This is a genomic window from Arthrobacter sp. 05T444 (genome assembly GCF_056395905.1).
Window position 1 is genome coordinate 1 of the sequence record NZ_JBFTKK010000032.1, and the last position, 16,353, is coordinate 16,353.

13 protein-coding genes and 1 pseudogene are annotated in these 16,353 nt (G+C 66.3%); 2 read left to right on the forward strand and 12 right to left on the reverse strand.

Features of this window, described 5'->3' with window-relative positions:
- Positions 1 to 658 precede the first annotated feature (658 nt).
- Positions 659 to 1,288, forward strand: a pseudogene (locus AC1DD3_RS20655) (YqjF family protein); the annotation flags it as partial.
- 37 nt (positions 1,289 to 1,325) lie between these two features.
- On the opposite strand, the gene AC1DD3_RS20660 reads toward AC1DD3_RS20655, so the two are convergent.
- The 3 genes from AC1DD3_RS20660 to AC1DD3_RS20670 form a co-directional block, all read right to left on the reverse strand.
- Positions 1,326 to 1,646, reverse strand: coding sequence for a hypothetical protein (locus AC1DD3_RS20660; protein WP_230121470.1), 321 nt, complete (start codon positions 1,644 to 1,646; stop codon positions 1,326 to 1,328).
- Between the two features lie 427 nt (positions 1,647 to 2,073).
- Entirely contained in the window at positions 2,074 to 3,948 is a 1,875-nt protein-coding gene (locus AC1DD3_RS20665) for a gamma-glutamyltransferase family protein (protein ID WP_230121471.1), read from the reverse strand.
- 147 nt (positions 3,949 to 4,095) lie between these two features.
- On the reverse strand, positions 4,096 to 6,822 hold the full coding sequence (locus tag AC1DD3_RS20670; RefSeq protein WP_230121472.1) for a Tex family protein: 2,727 nt from the start codon (positions 6,820 to 6,822) through the stop codon (positions 4,096 to 4,098).
- Between the two features lie 228 nt (positions 6,823 to 7,050).
- On the opposite strand from AC1DD3_RS20670, the gene AC1DD3_RS20675 reads away from it, so the two are divergent.
- Positions 7,051 to 7,347, forward strand: a complete 297-nt coding sequence (locus AC1DD3_RS20675) for a hypothetical protein (RefSeq protein WP_230120623.1) — start codon at positions 7,051 to 7,053, stop codon at positions 7,345 to 7,347.
- A 57-nt stretch (positions 7,348 to 7,404) separates the two neighbouring features.
- On the opposite strand, the gene AC1DD3_RS20680 is transcribed toward AC1DD3_RS20675, so the two are convergent.
- The 9 genes from AC1DD3_RS20680 to AC1DD3_RS20720 form a co-directional block, all read right to left on the reverse strand.
- Complete coding sequence (locus AC1DD3_RS20680) at positions 7,405 to 8,328, reverse strand: triose-phosphate isomerase family protein (protein WP_230120625.1); 924 nt, start codon at positions 8,326 to 8,328, stop codon at positions 7,405 to 7,407.
- A 57-nt stretch (positions 8,329 to 8,385) separates the two neighbouring features.
- Entirely contained in the window at positions 8,386 to 9,741 is a 1,356-nt protein-coding gene (locus AC1DD3_RS20685; protein WP_230120627.1) for an MFS transporter, read from the reverse strand.
- A 90-nt stretch (positions 9,742 to 9,831) separates the two neighbouring features.
- Positions 9,832 to 10,023, reverse strand: a complete 192-nt coding sequence (locus tag AC1DD3_RS20690) for a hypothetical protein (RefSeq protein WP_230120629.1) — start codon at positions 10,021 to 10,023, stop codon at positions 9,832 to 9,834.
- A gap of 11 nt (positions 10,024 to 10,034) precedes the next feature.
- Complete coding sequence (locus AC1DD3_RS20695) at positions 10,035 to 10,802, reverse strand: SDR family NAD(P)-dependent oxidoreductase (RefSeq protein ID WP_230120631.1); 768 nt, start codon at positions 10,800 to 10,802, stop codon at positions 10,035 to 10,037.
- Positions 10,803 to 10,895: 93 nt separating this feature from the next.
- Entirely contained in the window at positions 10,896 to 11,864 is a 969-nt protein-coding gene (locus AC1DD3_RS20700) for a 3-hydroxyacyl-CoA dehydrogenase family protein (protein ID WP_230120633.1), read from the reverse strand.
- A 2-nt stretch (positions 11,865 to 11,866) separates the two neighbouring features.
- Positions 11,867 to 12,349, reverse strand: a complete 483-nt coding sequence (locus AC1DD3_RS20705; protein WP_230120635.1) for a ribose-5-phosphate isomerase — start codon at positions 12,347 to 12,349, stop codon at positions 11,867 to 11,869.
- The gene (gene dhaL, locus AC1DD3_RS20710; RefSeq protein ID WP_230120636.1) at positions 12,346 to 14,121 is read right to left on the reverse strand and encodes a dihydroxyacetone kinase subunit DhaL; all 1,776 of its coding nucleotides are present in this window, start codon (positions 14,119 to 14,121) and stop codon (positions 12,346 to 12,348) included. Before dhaL ends, AC1DD3_RS20705 begins: the two co-directional genes overlap by 4 nt.
- Before the next feature lie 153 nt (positions 14,122 to 14,274).
- Positions 14,275 to 15,279 carry a sugar phosphate isomerase/epimerase family protein gene (locus AC1DD3_RS20715; RefSeq protein ID WP_230120638.1) on the reverse strand — a complete coding sequence of 335 codons (1,005 nt, stop codon included), beginning with the start codon at positions 15,277 to 15,279 and terminating at the stop codon, positions 14,275 to 14,277.
- Positions 15,280 to 15,519: 240 nt separating this feature from the next.
- Positions 15,520 to 16,254 (reverse strand): GntR family transcriptional regulator, encoded by a 735-nt coding sequence (locus AC1DD3_RS20720; RefSeq protein WP_230120640.1) that lies wholly within the window; start codon positions 16,252 to 16,254, stop codon positions 15,520 to 15,522.
- Positions 16,255 to 16,353: the final 99 nt, after the last annotated feature.

Genomic DNA, 16,353 nt, shown 5'->3' on the forward strand with positions numbered 1-16,353 from the left:
CGTCCTCCTCTGCACCCACCACCACCACCTCATCCACAAAGAACAATGGCAAATCCACATCACCACCGGCATCCCCTGGTTCATCCCCCCACCCCACATCGACCCCACCCAAAAACCCCGACGCAACCACCACCACCGAACATAAAACGACCACCCACCCGCGATGACCTCGCAGGCAGGCCCCGGACACGACACTCCGGCTCGGGTCGTACGGGCAGCGATCCCGGCGGACGATATCAGGGCGCGCAGGCGATCGCCGCGCACAGTCGCACAGTTGGATGGTCACGCGTTGACCTGCGTCAGCGCTGGTCCGGCGTGGGATCCCGGGGAAGGACTGTCTTGCAGCGTGGCCATCCCGTCGATGCGGTCAGCCCACGAAGCACCTGTTTGGCCTGACAGACGCTGATCGACTGAACACCAGGGCGCGGGTATCGGCCACCGCGGGTCGCCCCGGAGCCCCGGCGTTGCGGCGTCTTTGCTGCCGGGCCTCGAGAATGACCCCGGTGGTCCATCTCCGTGGTTTCCGCTTCGTCGCCAAATGACAGACACCTTCCTCACCTTGTCCGCCGCGGTTAGGCTCGGCGCATGACGGCAACAGGGTCGGGTCCATCAGAGCCGCACCGCGGCGACAAGGGAAGGCGGGCAGCACTGGCGGCTCCCCGAGGCAGCGGCCGCCGCGAAGATGCCCCCTGGGGTGCTCCCGGATGTCTTCGACGGTTCATCGTGGGTGGGTCTTGTCGCGTTCCGGATGCAGGGCGCGAGCCTCGGACGCGGCCCGGCGGTGCCGTACTTCGGAGATTTCACCGAGGTCAACGTCCGGCTGTACTCGTGCGAACCAGGCGGAAGGCGGGGAGTTGTCTTCCTGAGTTTGGATGCATCACGCTTCGCCGTGCTGTTAGCTGCGCGAGCAGTCGGGATTCCGTACGTGTGGTCGCACGCCCACGTCAAGCCGGGACTAGGGCCAGACCCCGCCATTGGATATTCAGTCCGCAGATTCCGGCACGGTGCCGAGACCGACTTTGCAGTCACCCCTGACCTGAGCAATCAAACAGCCGATCCGCTGGCCATCCATCTGACTGCGCGTTTCGGGCTTCACACGCGCTTACTCGGACGCACCATTTATGTGCCCAACACCCATACCCCCTGGCCGCTACACCGGGCCAAGCTCACCGTGCTGGACGACCAACTCGTTGCGGCCGCCGGCATAACCGTTTCGGGAACACCCGAGTCTGTCTTATTCTCCCCAGGTGTCGGCACTAGGTTCGGGCTTCCGAGGCCTTTGGCATGACGGCGGCGAGCCTGTGCGGACAGGATTTCAAAGCGGATTAGGAGTCCTGCCATCCACGGCCTTCCACGAAGGTGGCAACAAGCGTACCGATTCCCGCCTGAAGCGAGTTGGAAGGATCCTCGAAGAGTGATGCCTCGGTGGCCCGGCTGTGGTTGATGAGCTGCTCGGCTTCCAACTTGGCTTCCGGGACGGTTGCGCCGATGATTCCGGTCCGCGCCGGGAGTTCGGGAGTGTGCACTATTTCAGCGTCCGTCTCCGGGAGCGGGATGGTGGTCCCGGTCTGTATTTCGTCGTGCGGGAACTCAAATTCGGCGTTATCCGGGCCAGCGGGAACGGTGTACTCCAGGAAGTAAGTCATCTTCCTACCCTTGCAGAAAGCCCGCAGGCCGGAAACCCCGCCACACCAGCGAGGATTGAAGTCTCGCAGCCCCTCCGACCAACTGCCCGACGGGCTTCCCCCGCTACCACTGACGATACGAACCCATCCCAGGGCCGCTGATCCCGTCGAAGTCCAGCAGAAAACAAAGCTAAGCGACCATCACTGACGACGCTTGGATGAGCATCAATGCAGTCACGCCGGGACGCCAAAGAATCCAAGCAACGATTATCGCAACGACGACAACGACCATCAGCAAGGCCGTAGCTAGGATTGCACGCGGCTTCATGGGCGAAGCCGTAGCTCCCAGACTTGTCTATGGGAACACCCTCCCCGGCAGCAGCGTCCGGAGTGCAGGCAAACGGCATGGTCAAGGTTCAAAGGCTGACCTGCCGCGCGCTCCGGGGCCTTACCGCCCCGCCGCGTAACCCTGCGCACCGCGCGGATTGGCGGCGGCCCGCAGGACCCCGGTCGCCGGATCGCGTTCGACGGCGGACAGCCGTCCCAGTGTCCAGTCACCGGCGCGGGTGATCCGGTGCCCCCTTCGCTCAAGTCCCGCTATTAGCTCGCCGCCGAGCCGGTCCTCGACGACGGCTCCGCCTGGTACCCACGTGCGGGGCCAGAATGAACCGGGCATCGACGTCGTATGGAACGCCGGCGCGTCGATCGCCTGCTGCGGCGAGTAGCCGCCGACTATAGTCCTCAGCAGATACAGGAGCTGCCACTGGTCCTGCTGGTCTCCGCCTGGCGAACCCAGCGCTGTGACCGCAACGCCGTCACGCAGCACCAGGGTTGGCGTAAGGGTGGTGCGCGGCCGTTTGCCCGGAGTCAGCGTGGACGGCGTTCCGGGTTCAAGCCACGTCATCTGCAGCCGCGTCCCCAGGCAAAAGCCAAGTTCTGGAATTGCCGGCGAAGACTGCAGCCAGCCGCCTGACGGAGTGGCGGAGACCATGTTCCCCCAGCGGTCCACGACGTCGATGTGGCATGTATCGCCGCGCGTTTCCCCAGTTGGAGTAACCGTCGGCTCGCCGGCTCCGGCAGCGGCACCGAAGGCGGCAGCACCGCGGTTGGGGCGAGAACCGCCGTCGTCATTGCCCTGCGACGGCGGCGCGTACTCAGTACGCAGCGCCGGGATGTACGGCTCCCGGCCCGGAACCTGGCCCGGCCGGAATTCGTGGGAGGCGTTCTCGGTGATCAGTTCCCGGCGCCGAGCAGCGTATTCAGCAGAGAGCAGGTAGTCCAACGGCACGTCGGCATCGCCGTAGTACGCCTCCCGGTCGGCGAGCGCCAGCTTCTGGGCCTCAAGAATTGTGTGGGCCCCGAGTTCGGTGCACGGATCGAGGTACTCGTCGTCCAATCCCTCAAGGATTGCCAGGGTCTGCAGCAGCGCCGGGCCCTGACCCCAGGCCCCGGTCTTGGCGATCGTGTGGCCGCGGAATTCAAGAGCGGTGGCCTCTTCGTAGCTCGCGCGGAATCCGGCCATGTCGGCCATGGTCAGGACGCCGCTGTGATCGGTGCCCGATGAGTGGCGGTGCGGTGTCTGCACAGCCTTGGCGATAATCCGGGCAACGAAACCCTCGCTCCATTCGCGCCGGGCAGCATCGATCCGCGCCTCGCGGGTGTGGGCATCGGCTTCACCGACGGCCTCGCCAATGCCTGCTCCGGCCTGAACCAGCTTCTGCAAGGTGCGGGCATGGGCGGGATTCCGGATCAGCTGGCCCTCTTCCGGGATCCGCCCCTCCGGCATCCACAGGTCAGCGGACGTTGGCCAGTGGCGGCGGAACAGCTCCGACACGGCGGAGATGGTGGCGCCAACCCGGGCCAGGACAGGGTGCCCGTCACGCGCGTACGCGATCGCGAAGTCCAGCACCTCCGCCAGTTCCCACGTCCCATGGTCCCGCAGGAGCAAGAGCCACGCGTCGACGGCGCCAGGAACCGCTGCGGCCAGCGCACCGGAGCCCGGCACGAGTTCCAGTCCTTCGCCCACGTAATGCTGCACGGTGGCTCCTGCCGGCGCCGGGCCCTGCCCCATCAACACCACGGGCCTGCCCGGGTTCTCGGCCGTGCTGAACACACCGGCCATATCACCGCCGGGGCCGTTGAGGTGGGGTTCCACCACGTGCAGCACAAAGGCTGCCGCCGTGGCGGCATCGAAGGCGTTGCCTCCCCGTTCGAGCACCGACTGTGCCGTGGCCGTGGCCAGCCAGTGCGTCGACGCCGCCATCCCGAAGGTGCCCTGGAGGGTGGGACGGGTGGTAAACGGATCCGGCCTCGTGAAACTCATGCAGCTACTGTAGGCATCCGCTTCCGCGCTACCGGGGACACCGCGCCCACGACACGGACCAGGCTCTAATCCCGGACTCCCCTTCCTGGCCGCCCAACGCGTTGTCTCCCGGCTGGTGGCGCCGCGCCGAGACTCCTGGTTCTGGCACTATTTTCCGAGCCCGGCCCTCCTGAGCGCTTCTGCCATCGCGGTATTAGCGGGCGCCGGCTTCGCTGTGGCGGGCTTCGCCGTGCCGGGCTTTGCTGTGCCTGGCTTAGCTGTGCCGGTCTTGGCTGTGCCGGAAGTGCCTTTGCGTTCGCCTGACGTGGCACGCCGCGCTGCGTCGCGCGCACCACCCTCGCTCTGGTTGCCTTGTCCGCCTTGCCTGCCCTGCCCGCCCTGGGCACTCCGGGCACCTCGCTGATTCGAGCCGCGCTCCATCGCATCCCGACGAGCAGAATCGTCCGAGCCACCCGTGCCTCGGCCTGCGGGACCGCGACCACCGGAAGGTGCCGCTTCGTCGTCGAGCCTCAAGGTCAACGAAATCCGCTTCCGTTCCGGGTCGGCTTCGAGCACCTTCACTCGCACCACCTGGCCCGATTTCACCACTTCCCGCGGGTCGGACACGAACCGGTTGGCCAGAGCAGAAACATGCACCAGCCCGTCCTGATGCACTCCCACGTCCACGAACGCGCCGAATGCCGCAACATTGGTGACCGTTCCCTCGAGCACCATGCCCGGCTTGAGGTCCGAGATCTTCTCGATGCCCTCCGAGAACGCGGCAGCCTTGAACGCCGGACGCGGATCGCGGCCCGGCTTGTCCAGCTCGGCAATGATGTCCCGGACCGTCGGCAGCCCGAATGTGCCGTCCACGAACTCCTGCGGATTGATCTCACTGAGGCCCAGGGCACCGGCCCCGGCTGGCCCAGCATTGGCTGGTGCCCCAGTCCTGCCGGATGCGGCACCCCCGGCAGCCGCCATAATCTTCCGGGCCACAGGGTATGCCTCGGGGTGAACACTGGACGCATCCAGCGGCTCCGCTCCGCCGGTGATCCGGAGGAACCCGGCGCACTGCTCGAACGCCTTCGCCCCGAGCCGCGGAACCTTCTTCAGCTCGCTGCGCTTAGCGAACGGGCCATGCTCGTTCCGGTAGGCCACGATGTTCTCGCTCAGCAACGGGCCGACGCCCGCCACCCGGCTCAACAGCGCGGGCGACGCGGTATTCACGTCCACGCCCACCGCGTTCACGCAGTCCTCCACCACGGCATCCAGGCTGCGGTCCAGTTTGGCGGCCGTGACGTCGTGCTGGTACTGCCCGACGCCGATCGATTTAGGATCGATCTTCACCAGTTCAGCCAGCGGGTCCTGCAGCCGGCGCGCAATCGAGACCGCCCCGCGGAGGGACACGTCCATGCCCGGCAGTTCGGCCGCCGCGAGAGCTGACGCCGAATACACCGACGCCCCTGCCTCGGACACCACCAGCTTCTGCGGCTTCGGTACTGCACCGGTCGCAGCGCCCGAACCCGTCGCGGGACCCGAACCCGTCGCAGCGCCGGAACCCGTTGCAGCGCCCGAACCGGGCCGCGGCCCCGAACCCGCTCCGGAAGCCCCGGCCACTGTGGCGGACAGTCTCTTGAGGAGTTCGGCAGCAAGCTTGTCCGTCTCGCGGGACGCCGTGCCGTTGCCGATCGCCACGAGTTCGACGGCGTGCTTCCACGCCAGCCGTTCAAGCGTGGCCAGGGCTTCGTCCCACTTGCGTGCCGGTGCGTGCGGATACACCGTGTCGGTGGCCACCACCTTGCCGGTCCCGTCCACGACGGCCACCTTCACGCCGGTCCGCAGCCCCGGGTCCAGACCCAGGGTGGCGCGGTTGCCGGCCGGCGCCGCGAGCAGCACGTCGCGCAGGTTCGCGGCGAAGACGCGAACGGCCTCGTCCTCCGCGGCGGCAAACATCCGCCCGCGCAGGTCCGCCGTCAGCCGGGCGAGTACGCGCGAGCGCCACGCCACCTGCGCCGTCTGCAGGAGCCAGGCGTCGGCGGGCCGGCCGCGGTCCGCAACCCCGAGGAACCTGGCCACGGCGGACTCGTAACGGGCGCGCGCCGCGGCGAGCGCGTCGTCGTCGGCCGGGTCCGCCTCGGTGAGGTCGAGCTCCAGCACGCCGTCCTTCTCCCCGCGCAGCAGCGCGAGAACGCGGTGCGACGGCATCCCGGTGGGCGCCTGGGAGAACTCGAAGTAGTCCGCAAACTTCTGGCCTTCGGTCTCCTTGCCCTTCTTGACCCGCGAGACCATCCGGCCCTGCGTCCACAACCGCTCGCGCAGGGTCTCGGCGAGATCGGGATCCTGCGCCACCCGCTCCACGAGGATGGCGCGGGCGCCTGCGAGCGCGGCTGAGGCGTCGTCAACGGCGTGCTCGGCGTTCAGGTATTTCACGGCCTCCCGCTCCGGATCCAGTTCGGGGCGTTTCAGCAGCGCATCGGCCAGCGGCTCCAGTCCGGCCTCCCGCGCGATCTGCGCCTTGGTGCGGCGCTTGGATTTGAAGGGCAGGTAGATGTCCTCCAGCCTGGACTTCGTGTCCGCGGCGACGACGGCGGCCTCAAGTTCCGGGCTCAGCTTGCCCTGGGCGGCGATCGCCTCCAGGACAGCACGACGGCGGTCCTCCAATTCGCGGAGGTAGCGCAGGCGCTCGTCGAGCTCGCGGAGCTGGGTATCGTCAAGGGTGCCGGTGGCTTCCTTGCGGTACCGGGCGATGAACGGGACGGTTGAACCGCCGTCGAGCAGGTCCACGGTTGCCTTCACCTGCCAGGCCTTCACACCCAGCTCGGAGGCGATCTGGGCGGCGATGCGGCCGGCCAGGTCCTCGGGCGAGACGTTAGCTTCAGGAGTTCGTGCCCGCATTGGGGTGGGCGGGTTTGAAGAGGGTGCAGGGGCGGGCACGGATGGGTGCTGCGGGAGTTGGGTCACCACAACATTTTGCCTCACATGATCCCCTTCGGACGCGAAACCGCGGGAAAGTAGCGGCGGCGCCAGGCGGGATGCGGGTCAACCAACCGGCTCTACCCACGGCTGGGCTTAAGTGATGTAGTGACTGTAGGCAGCGGAAATCCTTCAGGTAGGCGGTGCACCATGCAGGAATTGCTCATCATTCTTCAGGACGGCTTCAATGCGGACGAAGTCGCCATCACCGTCAACGGCAAGGAAGCCCGGTACGACCGCGACGTCACCACCCGGGAGCTGTTGGGCATGGCCGAGGAAGTTTCCGTGGAGCTCCCCGCGAAGGGCGCGACGGTGGGCGTGGAAGTGACAAGCCGGAACCTCAGCGCGGAGAAGAAGCTGCACGGACGGCCGCGGAGCCTCCTCGTATCCATCGAGGACGGCCAACTGGTGCTGAGCGAAGGGACCGGCCGCGAGGCATTTCTCTAAGCCGTCCCCTTGTGCGGTTCTCAGCTGCCTAGCCCGGACTGCCGGGACTGCCGCGGGTCAGCGTGTCTTCGGCGCTGGAGTCTCCGACGAGTCCAGCGCCTCCGAGAGTGCCAGCGCCTCGTCCAGCACCTTGCCGAAGTTCGCGGCGTCGTGGGCGAACCGCCCGAGGAAGAGGCCGGAGACTCCATCGAGTGTGGGCAGCAGCCCGGGCTTCGCGGAACCGCCGTAGATTATTGGAATGTCGCTCAGCGTCCTGCCGCTTTGCTGCCGGTGGCCGGCAAGGAGAGTGCGAAGCGAACGCACGACGGCGGTCACGTACTCCGCGCCTGCAGGCTCGGCAGCGCCGATGGCCCAGACGGGTTCGTAGGCGATGACGAGGCGAGAGGCAAGATCCCAGTCTCCGCCGGCCGCGGCCTGGATCTGCCGGTACACGAACGCGGCGGCGGATTCGGAGGCAGAGGCGGATCCGGGCTCGTCGTCGGAGACGGATCCCAGGCCGCCGGGACCTCCGTTCGTCCCCGAAGCAGGCCCCTCCGCCCCCTCGCCGACGCACAGCAGCGGCGTGATGCCGGCGTCGTCCGCTGCCCTGACTTTGAGCGCAACCATGGCGTTGTCCTCACCGAAATACCGGCGTCGTTCGGCATGGCCGATCTCCACGAGGCTTACGCCGAGCTCGGCAAGGAGCGACGGCGAGACCTCGCCTGTCCACGGACCGTCCGCCCAGCCGCAGTCCTGTGCGCCGAGCAAGGCCGGCGAGCCGGCCAGGATGTCGGCGGCCGCGGGGAGCAAGGGAAAGGACGGGATCACAAACGGGACCACCCGTCCGGCCGCGAGGGCCGGACGGGCGTCCACTTCCTGGCGCAGCTCGCCCAGCCAGCGCAGGCTGTCCCGGTACCCCAGGTACATCTTGGTGCTGACACCTACGAAGATGGTGTCAGACCCGGTTCGGTCTGCGGGGCCGGCTGGGCTGGGCTGCGTCATTCTGGTTGCTGCTTTCCTTGGATGATTGCCGAGTTGCTTCTCTGGTTACTCCAGCAGTTACTTCTCGAGCAGGTCGTCAGCCTTGCTCTGGAACTTGCGCGTACCGTACATCATCACCGCGGCGAGGAACGGCAACACACCCAGCGCGTAGACGCCCATGGTTCCCGTGTCTGAGGCGGTGATCTGGTTGACCGACGTGCGCAGGATCGGGGCCACGAAGCCGCCGAGGTTGCCCAGCGAGTTGATCAGACCGATGCCGGCCGCGGCGGCGGTTCCGGTGAGGAACGCCGTCGGGTAAGACCATGCGATGGGGCCGATCGACAGGAAGCTGCAGACCGCCAGGCAAATGAACATGATGCCAAGCACCGGAAGGTGGTTGCTTCCGGCCCAGGCCGAACCGAAGATGCAGAGCCCGGTGGAGATGAAAAGCCCGGTGCCCCAGACACGTCGGCGGACCACCGTGTTGGCCGCCTTGCCAATGAAGTAGCAGGCGAAGATGCCGAAGAACCACGGGATGGCAGCCATCATTCCGACGGCGAAGCCCACCTTCTGGCCGGTCAGCTGCGCCACCTGCTGCGGCAGGTAGAACGTCACGCCGTACACGGCGATCTGCAGGCAGAAGTAAATGACGGTGAAGTACCAGACGCGGCCGTTGCGCATGGCAGCCAGCACGCCGCGTGGTCCGGATTCTTCCTTGACGTTGTCCTCAAGGGCCATGACGTCCAGAAGCGCCTTCTTTTCGCCGGTGTTGAGGAACTTGGCGTCCTGCGGGCTGTTGATCAGGAAGAAGTAGGCGGCAATACCGGCCAAAACGGCGAGCGTGCCCTCGACGAAGAACATGACCTGCCAGCCCTGGACGCCGGGAACCTGGTCGCCGATGTTGATCAGCCAGCCGGAGAGCGGTGCGCCCATCATCTGGGAGAACGGCTGGGCCAGGTAGAAGATGGCGAACATCTTGACACGGACCTTGTTGGGGAACCACGCCGCGAGGAACATGATGACGCCGGGGAAGAGCCCGGCTTCGGTGACACCCAGCAGGAACCGCAGGATGATGAACGACGTCTCGCCCTGGACGAAGGCGAAGCAGGCGGAGACGATGCCCCACGTGATGGCGATGCGGGCCAGCCAGACCTTGGCGCCGAATTTCGTCAGCAGCAGGTTGGACGGAATCTCGAACAGGGCGTAGCCGATGAAGAAGATGCCGGCCCCGAGCGCGTACGCACCGGCGGTAACGCCCTTGTCCGCACCCAGCGCTGCTTCGGCGAAGCCCACGTTGGTGCGGTCCAGGAAGGCCACAACGTAGAGAATCACCAGCATCGGCATGAGCCGGAAGGACGCCTTGGAGATGGCCGATTTCAGGACCGGCGAATCCAGCAGCTCCTTCGTAGCGGATGTTGTTGGTGTGACAGTCATTCAAACTCCTCGTTGAGTAAGTCAGTGAGCAAATCAGACGGGCAAAAACTGGTGGTGCCTTTGAGGGTGGTGCCTTATAGCTGTAAGTGCTTAGAGCGAGAACGCGATGAGCGCTACCCCGATGAGGCAGGCGAGGACGCCCACGGCGAGGTAGATCTTGCGCTCTTTGGTCCACGATGCGAACCCGGTAGGGGCGGCCACGACGGCGGCTGCAGACCGGCGGGTGGACTGGCCGCGCTGGGTGTACTGGCTGGTGCGGGTGGAACGGCTGTTCTGGGCCATGGAGGTCCTTCCTAGTGCATGTAGAGTCCGCCATCCACATTCAGCGTCTGGCCGGAGATGTATCCGGCGTCCTCGCTGATGAGGAAGGCGATGGCTGCTGCGATGTCGCGGGTGGATCCGACGCGGTTGACCACGAGGTCCTTGGTGAGTTCGTCCTTGCGTTCCTGGCTGAGCGTGCCGCCCATGATGTCGGTGTCGATGGGGCCCGGGGAGATGGCGTTGACGGTGATGTCGTACTCCCCCAGTTCGCGGGCGGTGGCGCGGGTCAGGCCGATGACGCCGGCCTTGGCCACGGAGTAGGGCGTCTTGGAGAACGTGCCGCCGCCGCGCTGGGCGGAGACGGAGGAGATGTTCACGATGCGCCCGATGCGGTTCTTGGCCATGGACTCGGCGACGCGGCGCGTGGCGTAGTGGACTCCGTTGAGGTTGATGTTCAGGACGCGGTCCCATTCGGCAGCGTCGAGTTCCAGGTACGGGACGGGCGAGCTGACCCCGGCCACGTTGGCGAGAGCCACGATCTGCGGCAGCTCGGCCTCGATCGAGTCGATCGCCGCACGGACCGACTCTTCGCTGGCTACGTTGGCACCGACGCCGTGGGCCTTCACACCGTAGTTGCCGGCGATCTCCTTGGCGGTGGACTGGCACAGGGCGTCATCGAGGTCGATGATGCCGATGTTCCAGCCCTGCTCCGCCAGGTAGTTGGCAGTGGCGCGGCCGATGCCGCGCTCCGAGACCGCGCCGGTGACAATGGCAGTGCGCGCTGACGGAAAAGTACTCATGGGTGTGCTCCTAAGAAGTTCAAGTAAGAGGGCGCGGCTCAGCCGGACCGGGCCCGCAAGTTGGGGGCCCGGTCCTATAAAAAACCGGAGGAACTAGTTGATCGGGGCCGGGCCCAGGTCTTCGATGAGCTTCTGCATGGCGACGTACGCCTTGTTGCGGTAGGCGATCAGCTCGGGGGTGCGCTCGGCCGGGACGTTGAGGAAGCCCGCCCCGGTCTTGGTGCCGAGCTTTCCTGCTTCCACGAGGTCCGTGAGGATCTTCGGTGTGGCAAAGCGCTCCGGGAAATCGGTCTGCAGGGACTTGTAGCAGAAGTTGTAGACGTCCAGGCCAGCCATGTCGGCGATGGCGAACGGTCCGAAGAACGGCAGGCGGAAGCCAAAGGTGGTGCGGACCAAAGTGTCCACGTCTTCCGCCGTCGCAATTCCCTGTTCCACGAGCTGCGCGGCTTCGTGGAACAGCGCGTACTGGAGACGGTTGAGCACGAAGCCGGTGACGTCCTTGACCACGGCGGTCTGCTTGTTGGCTGCGTGCACCAGGTCGCGGACAGCGCCCACGGTCTCGGCCGACGTTCCGGCGTGGGGGATGATCTCCACGCCCGGGATGAACGGCGACGGGTTGGAGAAGTGCACGCCCAGGAAGCGCTCCGGGTGGGCGACCGGCTCGGAGAGGTCCGCGATGGAAATCGTGGACGTGTTGGAGCCAATGATCGCGTCCGGACGGGCTGCGGCGCTGATCCGGGCGAGGGTCTGGTGCTTGATCTCGATGACCTCGGGCACGGCCTCCTCGATGAAGTCGGCGTCGGCCACGGCCTCTTCGATGTCCTTCGCAGCCCAGAGGTTCTGCTTCAGGATTTCGGTGGAACCTTCCGGAAACAGGCCGTCGGCCACAAACTGGTCGGACTCCGTGAGCAGGCGTTCGTAGTTCTTCTGCGCCACCTCGGCGGACACATCGGCCAGGGCAACGCGCGCCCCGCCCAGCGCCAGGACCTGGGCAATGCCGCCGCCCATGTACCCGGAGCCGACGACGGCGATCTTGCGTGAGCTGTTGGTTACTTCAGTCATGGTCAGTCAGCCTTCGTGTAGTCGGGTTCGTAAGAGCAGATGGCGTCCACCTTGGCCGCCGAGGATGAGTTCTCATCGAAGCGGTGTTCGAGCCACTCGCCAACGAGCTTCTTGGCGAGTTCAAGTCCGATCACACGCTGGCCCATGGTGAGGACCTGCGCGTTGTTGCTCAGCACCGAGCGTTCCACCGAGTAGCTGTCGTGCGCGGTGACGGCCCGGATTCCGGGAACCTTGTTGGCCGCAATGGCCACGCCCAGACCTGTTCCGCAGATGAGGAGTGCGCGGTCGGCTTCGCCGTCGGCCACTTTGCGAGCGGCGTTGACGGCGACGTGCGGGTACGCGGTGGAGTCGTTCGGCCCCACGCCGATGTCCAGCACGGATGCCACGCGGCTGTCGGCCTCGAGCAGCGCCTTCAGTGCTTCCTTGTATTCGACGCCAGCCTCATCGTTGCCGATGACAATGCGCCAGCCTGCGGTGTTAGTCATTTTTGTGCCCCATTTCCGGCCGCGGCGGCCATGTCGGACGTGGCCGCTTCGGAACCGGCCAGTTCAGATTGGATGTAGGTGGCGATCCGTTCGGCGATCAGTGCGAAGGACACGGCACCGGGATCGGGATGGCCCAGGCTCTTTTCAGCCAGCGGGCGGGCACGGCCCTTGAGCGGGCGGAGGTCCGCCGTCAGCCGGGCGGCTTCGGTAGCCGCGGAAGCAGCGGTGGCGAGGGCACTGCCCACGGAGGCGCCGCCGTCGGACGCTTCCCGGAACGCGTCCCGGAACGGCAGGAGGGCATCCACCATGGTCTTGTCCCCCAGTTCGGCCTTGCCGAGTTCCGTGATCGCATCGGTGAAGGCGGTCACCGCGGCAGCGGCGTCCCCGGCCGGGTAGGAGTCGCGGTTGCCCAGCGCAAGGCCGGCGGCGATCACCGCCGACCCCCACAGCGCGCCCGAGGTTCCGCCGGCGCGTTCACTCCACGCTTCCCCGGCCTGGGTGAGCACCCGCTCAACAGACGCCCCGGCTGTCGCGTTCTGCTCACCTGCAGCCAGAGCCGCGTCGACGCCGCGGCGCATGCCGATGCCGTGGTCGCCGTCGCCGGCGATGGCGTCCAGGTTGCCAAGTTCCTCTTCATGTTCGACGACGACGTCCCGCACCTGCGCGAGCACGGCGGCTGCCAGCCGGCCGAGGTCAGCGGACGCCGCGGTAGCTTTTTCCGATTCTTCAGCCATCGTGTCTTCCGCGTCCGCCAGCTCGCGGCGGGCCCGCGGTGCGAGGTTGCCCTTACGGTATGCCGGGGTGTCGGCCGGAGCCGCCCAGTACTGCTCGATCTCATCGTCCAGCCAGAGCAGGGTCAGGGACAGGCCGGACATGTCCAGGCTGGTAACCAGCTCGCCGCACTCGGGCTCCACTACGGTGAGGCCGGCGGCGTTGAGAAGCTTCTCGATCTTGCCGAACAGCAGGAACAGTTCGTCGTACTTGACGGTGCCAAGGCCGTTGACGATGGCCACCACGCGGTCGCCGGCGTCGTCGGGCTTGTCCGCCAGGAGCCGTGAGACCAGCAGTTGGGCCAGTTCGGAGGCCGTGGGCATGGGGTGCTCAGAGATGCCAGGCTCGCCGTGGATTCCCAGGCCCAGCGACATCTGGCCGGCGGGCACATGGAAGAGCGGTTCGCTGGCACCGGGCAGGGTGCAGCCGTCGAAGGCGACGCCCAGAGAGCGCGTCCGGTGGTTGGTCTTGATGGCCAGCCGTTCCACCTCGTCCAGGTTCAAGCCCGCTTCGGCAGCCGCGCCGGCCACCTTGAACACCGTGAGATCACCGGCGATGCCGCGGCGCTTCTCGATCTGGTCCACGGGGGCGCTGGCGATGTCGTCAGTCACCAGCACGGTGCGGGTTTCGATGCCCTCAGCGTTGAGCCGCAGCTGGGCCTGGCCGAAGTGCAGGACGTCGCCTGCGTAGTTGCCGTAGCTGAGGAGCACTCCCCCGCCGGCGTTCGCGGCTTTGGCCACGCGGTAGACCTGCCCGGCGGCGGGCGAGGCGAACATGTTGCCGCAGGCCGAAGCCGCTGCCAGGCCCGGTCCCACGAGTCCGGCGAAGGCGGGGTAGTGGCCGGAGCCGCCGCCGATCACGAGGGCCACCTGGCCGGTGGGCACTTCGGTTGAGCGGACGACGCCGCCGTCCACGCGGGCAACATACCCGCGGTTGGCAGCCACAAAGCCGTCCAGCGCCTCATCCGCGAAATCAGCGGGATTGTCGAAGATCTGGGTCATGGTTCCTCATTGAATCCGAGTTGGGTTGATCAGTTCTGATGCGATCCGGCGGAGGGTGCCCACCGGAGGGCCCCGGGAAGGCAGCCGTCCGAGCGGGGCCCGACGGCCGCCGTCGGAAGTTCGGTCCCGGTGGGAACCGGGCCTCCGGGGACTTTAGGAAGTGGCGAGTTCGACGGCGGCCGGCTGCAGCTGGCCCTGCGCCACCTGGCTGGTGCCAAGCGCGTAGCCGTCCTTCTTGGGGAGGACGTGGCGGCGCAGGTAGTCCTGGTTGCTGGCCGTGACGGACAGGCCGTCGCCGCCGTAGTGCTCGGTGCAGATGATGCCCTGATAGCCAGCCGCAATGGCAACTTTGAACGCCTCGCGGTAGTTGATGAGGCCGCTTTCCATCGGAGCCGGCATGGCGACGTAGCTGTCGCGGGCCACATCCTCGTCACGGATGTAGTTCTTCATGTGCCAGTAGTTCGAATACGGCATGGTCTTGGCCACCAATTCGCGCCAGTCCTCGATGGGACGGTGCAGGCGGATCAGGTTTCCGATGTCCGGGTTGAGCCCGACGTTGGTCAGGCCGATGTCCTGCACCAGCTGCACGGAGGAGTCCGCGGTGCCGAGGTAGGTGTCCTCGTACATCTCGAGCGAGAGGAGAACGCCTACCTCTGCCGCGTGGCGGCCCAGTTCGCGGAACCGCGTGACGGCGTTGCTCCAGGCTTCCTTGTCCCCTACCGGATCCTTATAGCCTTCAACGGTCCAGAACCACAGCTGCTTCTGCTGCTCCGGGGTGATTGCCTGGTGCAGGCCGAAGGAAACCACTTCGCAGCCGAGCTCGGCGGCGGCGTCGATGGTGCGGTGGCTGTACTCAAGGTTGGCTGCCCAGTTGCCCTCCTCGATGACGCTGCGGCGGATGGCGGAGATGACGGGCATGCCGATCCCCACACTCTCAGCGGTCTGCTTGAACTCCGCGAGGCGTTCCTTGCTGAGATCGCCGGGACGGACCCAGCTGTCGGTGAGGTCGGCGTTGGCGAAGCCTGCTTCCTTGACTTCGGTAAGAACCTCGGCCCAGGCGGCGGCGTCGGCGTCATTGATGTGGGTTCCCTGGGCGTCAGTGCCGGGGAACTGCAGCAGGGCTGCGGTGATGGGCCAGTTCTCAGCTGTATATGCCACGTTGTGCACTCCTTCGTGAATCCTGTTTCCTATAGGATCTACTATCCAGAGCAAGGTTGTCAAGATCACATTTACCTACGCGGGGAACAATCGAAGATCCTATAGTGGGTACCGCGGCTTGTGAAGAGGGCCACTTCCGGGCAGCCCCATGCTTTCAGAACCCCCCATCCGGCTAGCGCCCAGTGTGTCGTGTTGAGGGCCGAAACGACACCTACTGCGAGCACTGCGAGCTACACGGGATTAGTCTGCCGGGGCGTCGGCGATCGCCCGCGCGCGGACTTTCTGCACATGATCAGCCATGGCGGCTTCGGCCTTTTCGGGATCACCGGTTGAGAGTGCGTCCAGCACTGACTGGTGCTCGGCGATGGCGTTCTCCGCGTCGGTAATGCCGACGCCGCCGAAAAGCCGAAACCGCTGGACCTGCCCGCCCAGGGCCGCATAGGCGGCAACCATGAATTGGTTCCCGGTCTGTTTCGCGATCAGCTGGTGAAAGCGCTCGTCGGCTTCCAGGTAGTCCTTGTAGTCAGCAAACGACGGGCCGCGCGGGGCGGATTTCAGGTCGGCCACGGCTTCTTCGAGCTCCGCGAGCCTTTCGGGTGTGAGGCGGCTGCACGCTAGACGGGCATTGACGGGTTCGATCGCAAGCCGGGCCTCCATGAGCTCCGCGAAGTCCTCCCGCGTGAAGACGGGGGCAACGCGATAGCCTTTCAACGCCACTCTCCGGACCATCCCCGTGTGCTCCAGCCGTGCCAGGGCTTCACGGACAGGAGTAGGGGAAACGTCGAGTTCGCGCGCGGTTCCGTCGATGCTTACGGCGGCGCCGGGTTCCAGCCGTCCGTCCATGAGGGATGCCAGGAGTTCCTCGTAAACATGGTCGGCCAAAACCTGACGGTTGACGGTCCGTCCCCCTCGGCGGTCGCCGGTCTGATCGTCGGACCGGCTGCCGGCGCGGGGGCCGTTGGACGCTTTTTGCATGCTCAAATCCTATAGGGATGCATCTGCGACCGTGAGCGGCCCTTCGCTTGCCGGGTTTAGAGCGATGAAAACAGGAGAACCGCCCGGGTATCCGGGCGG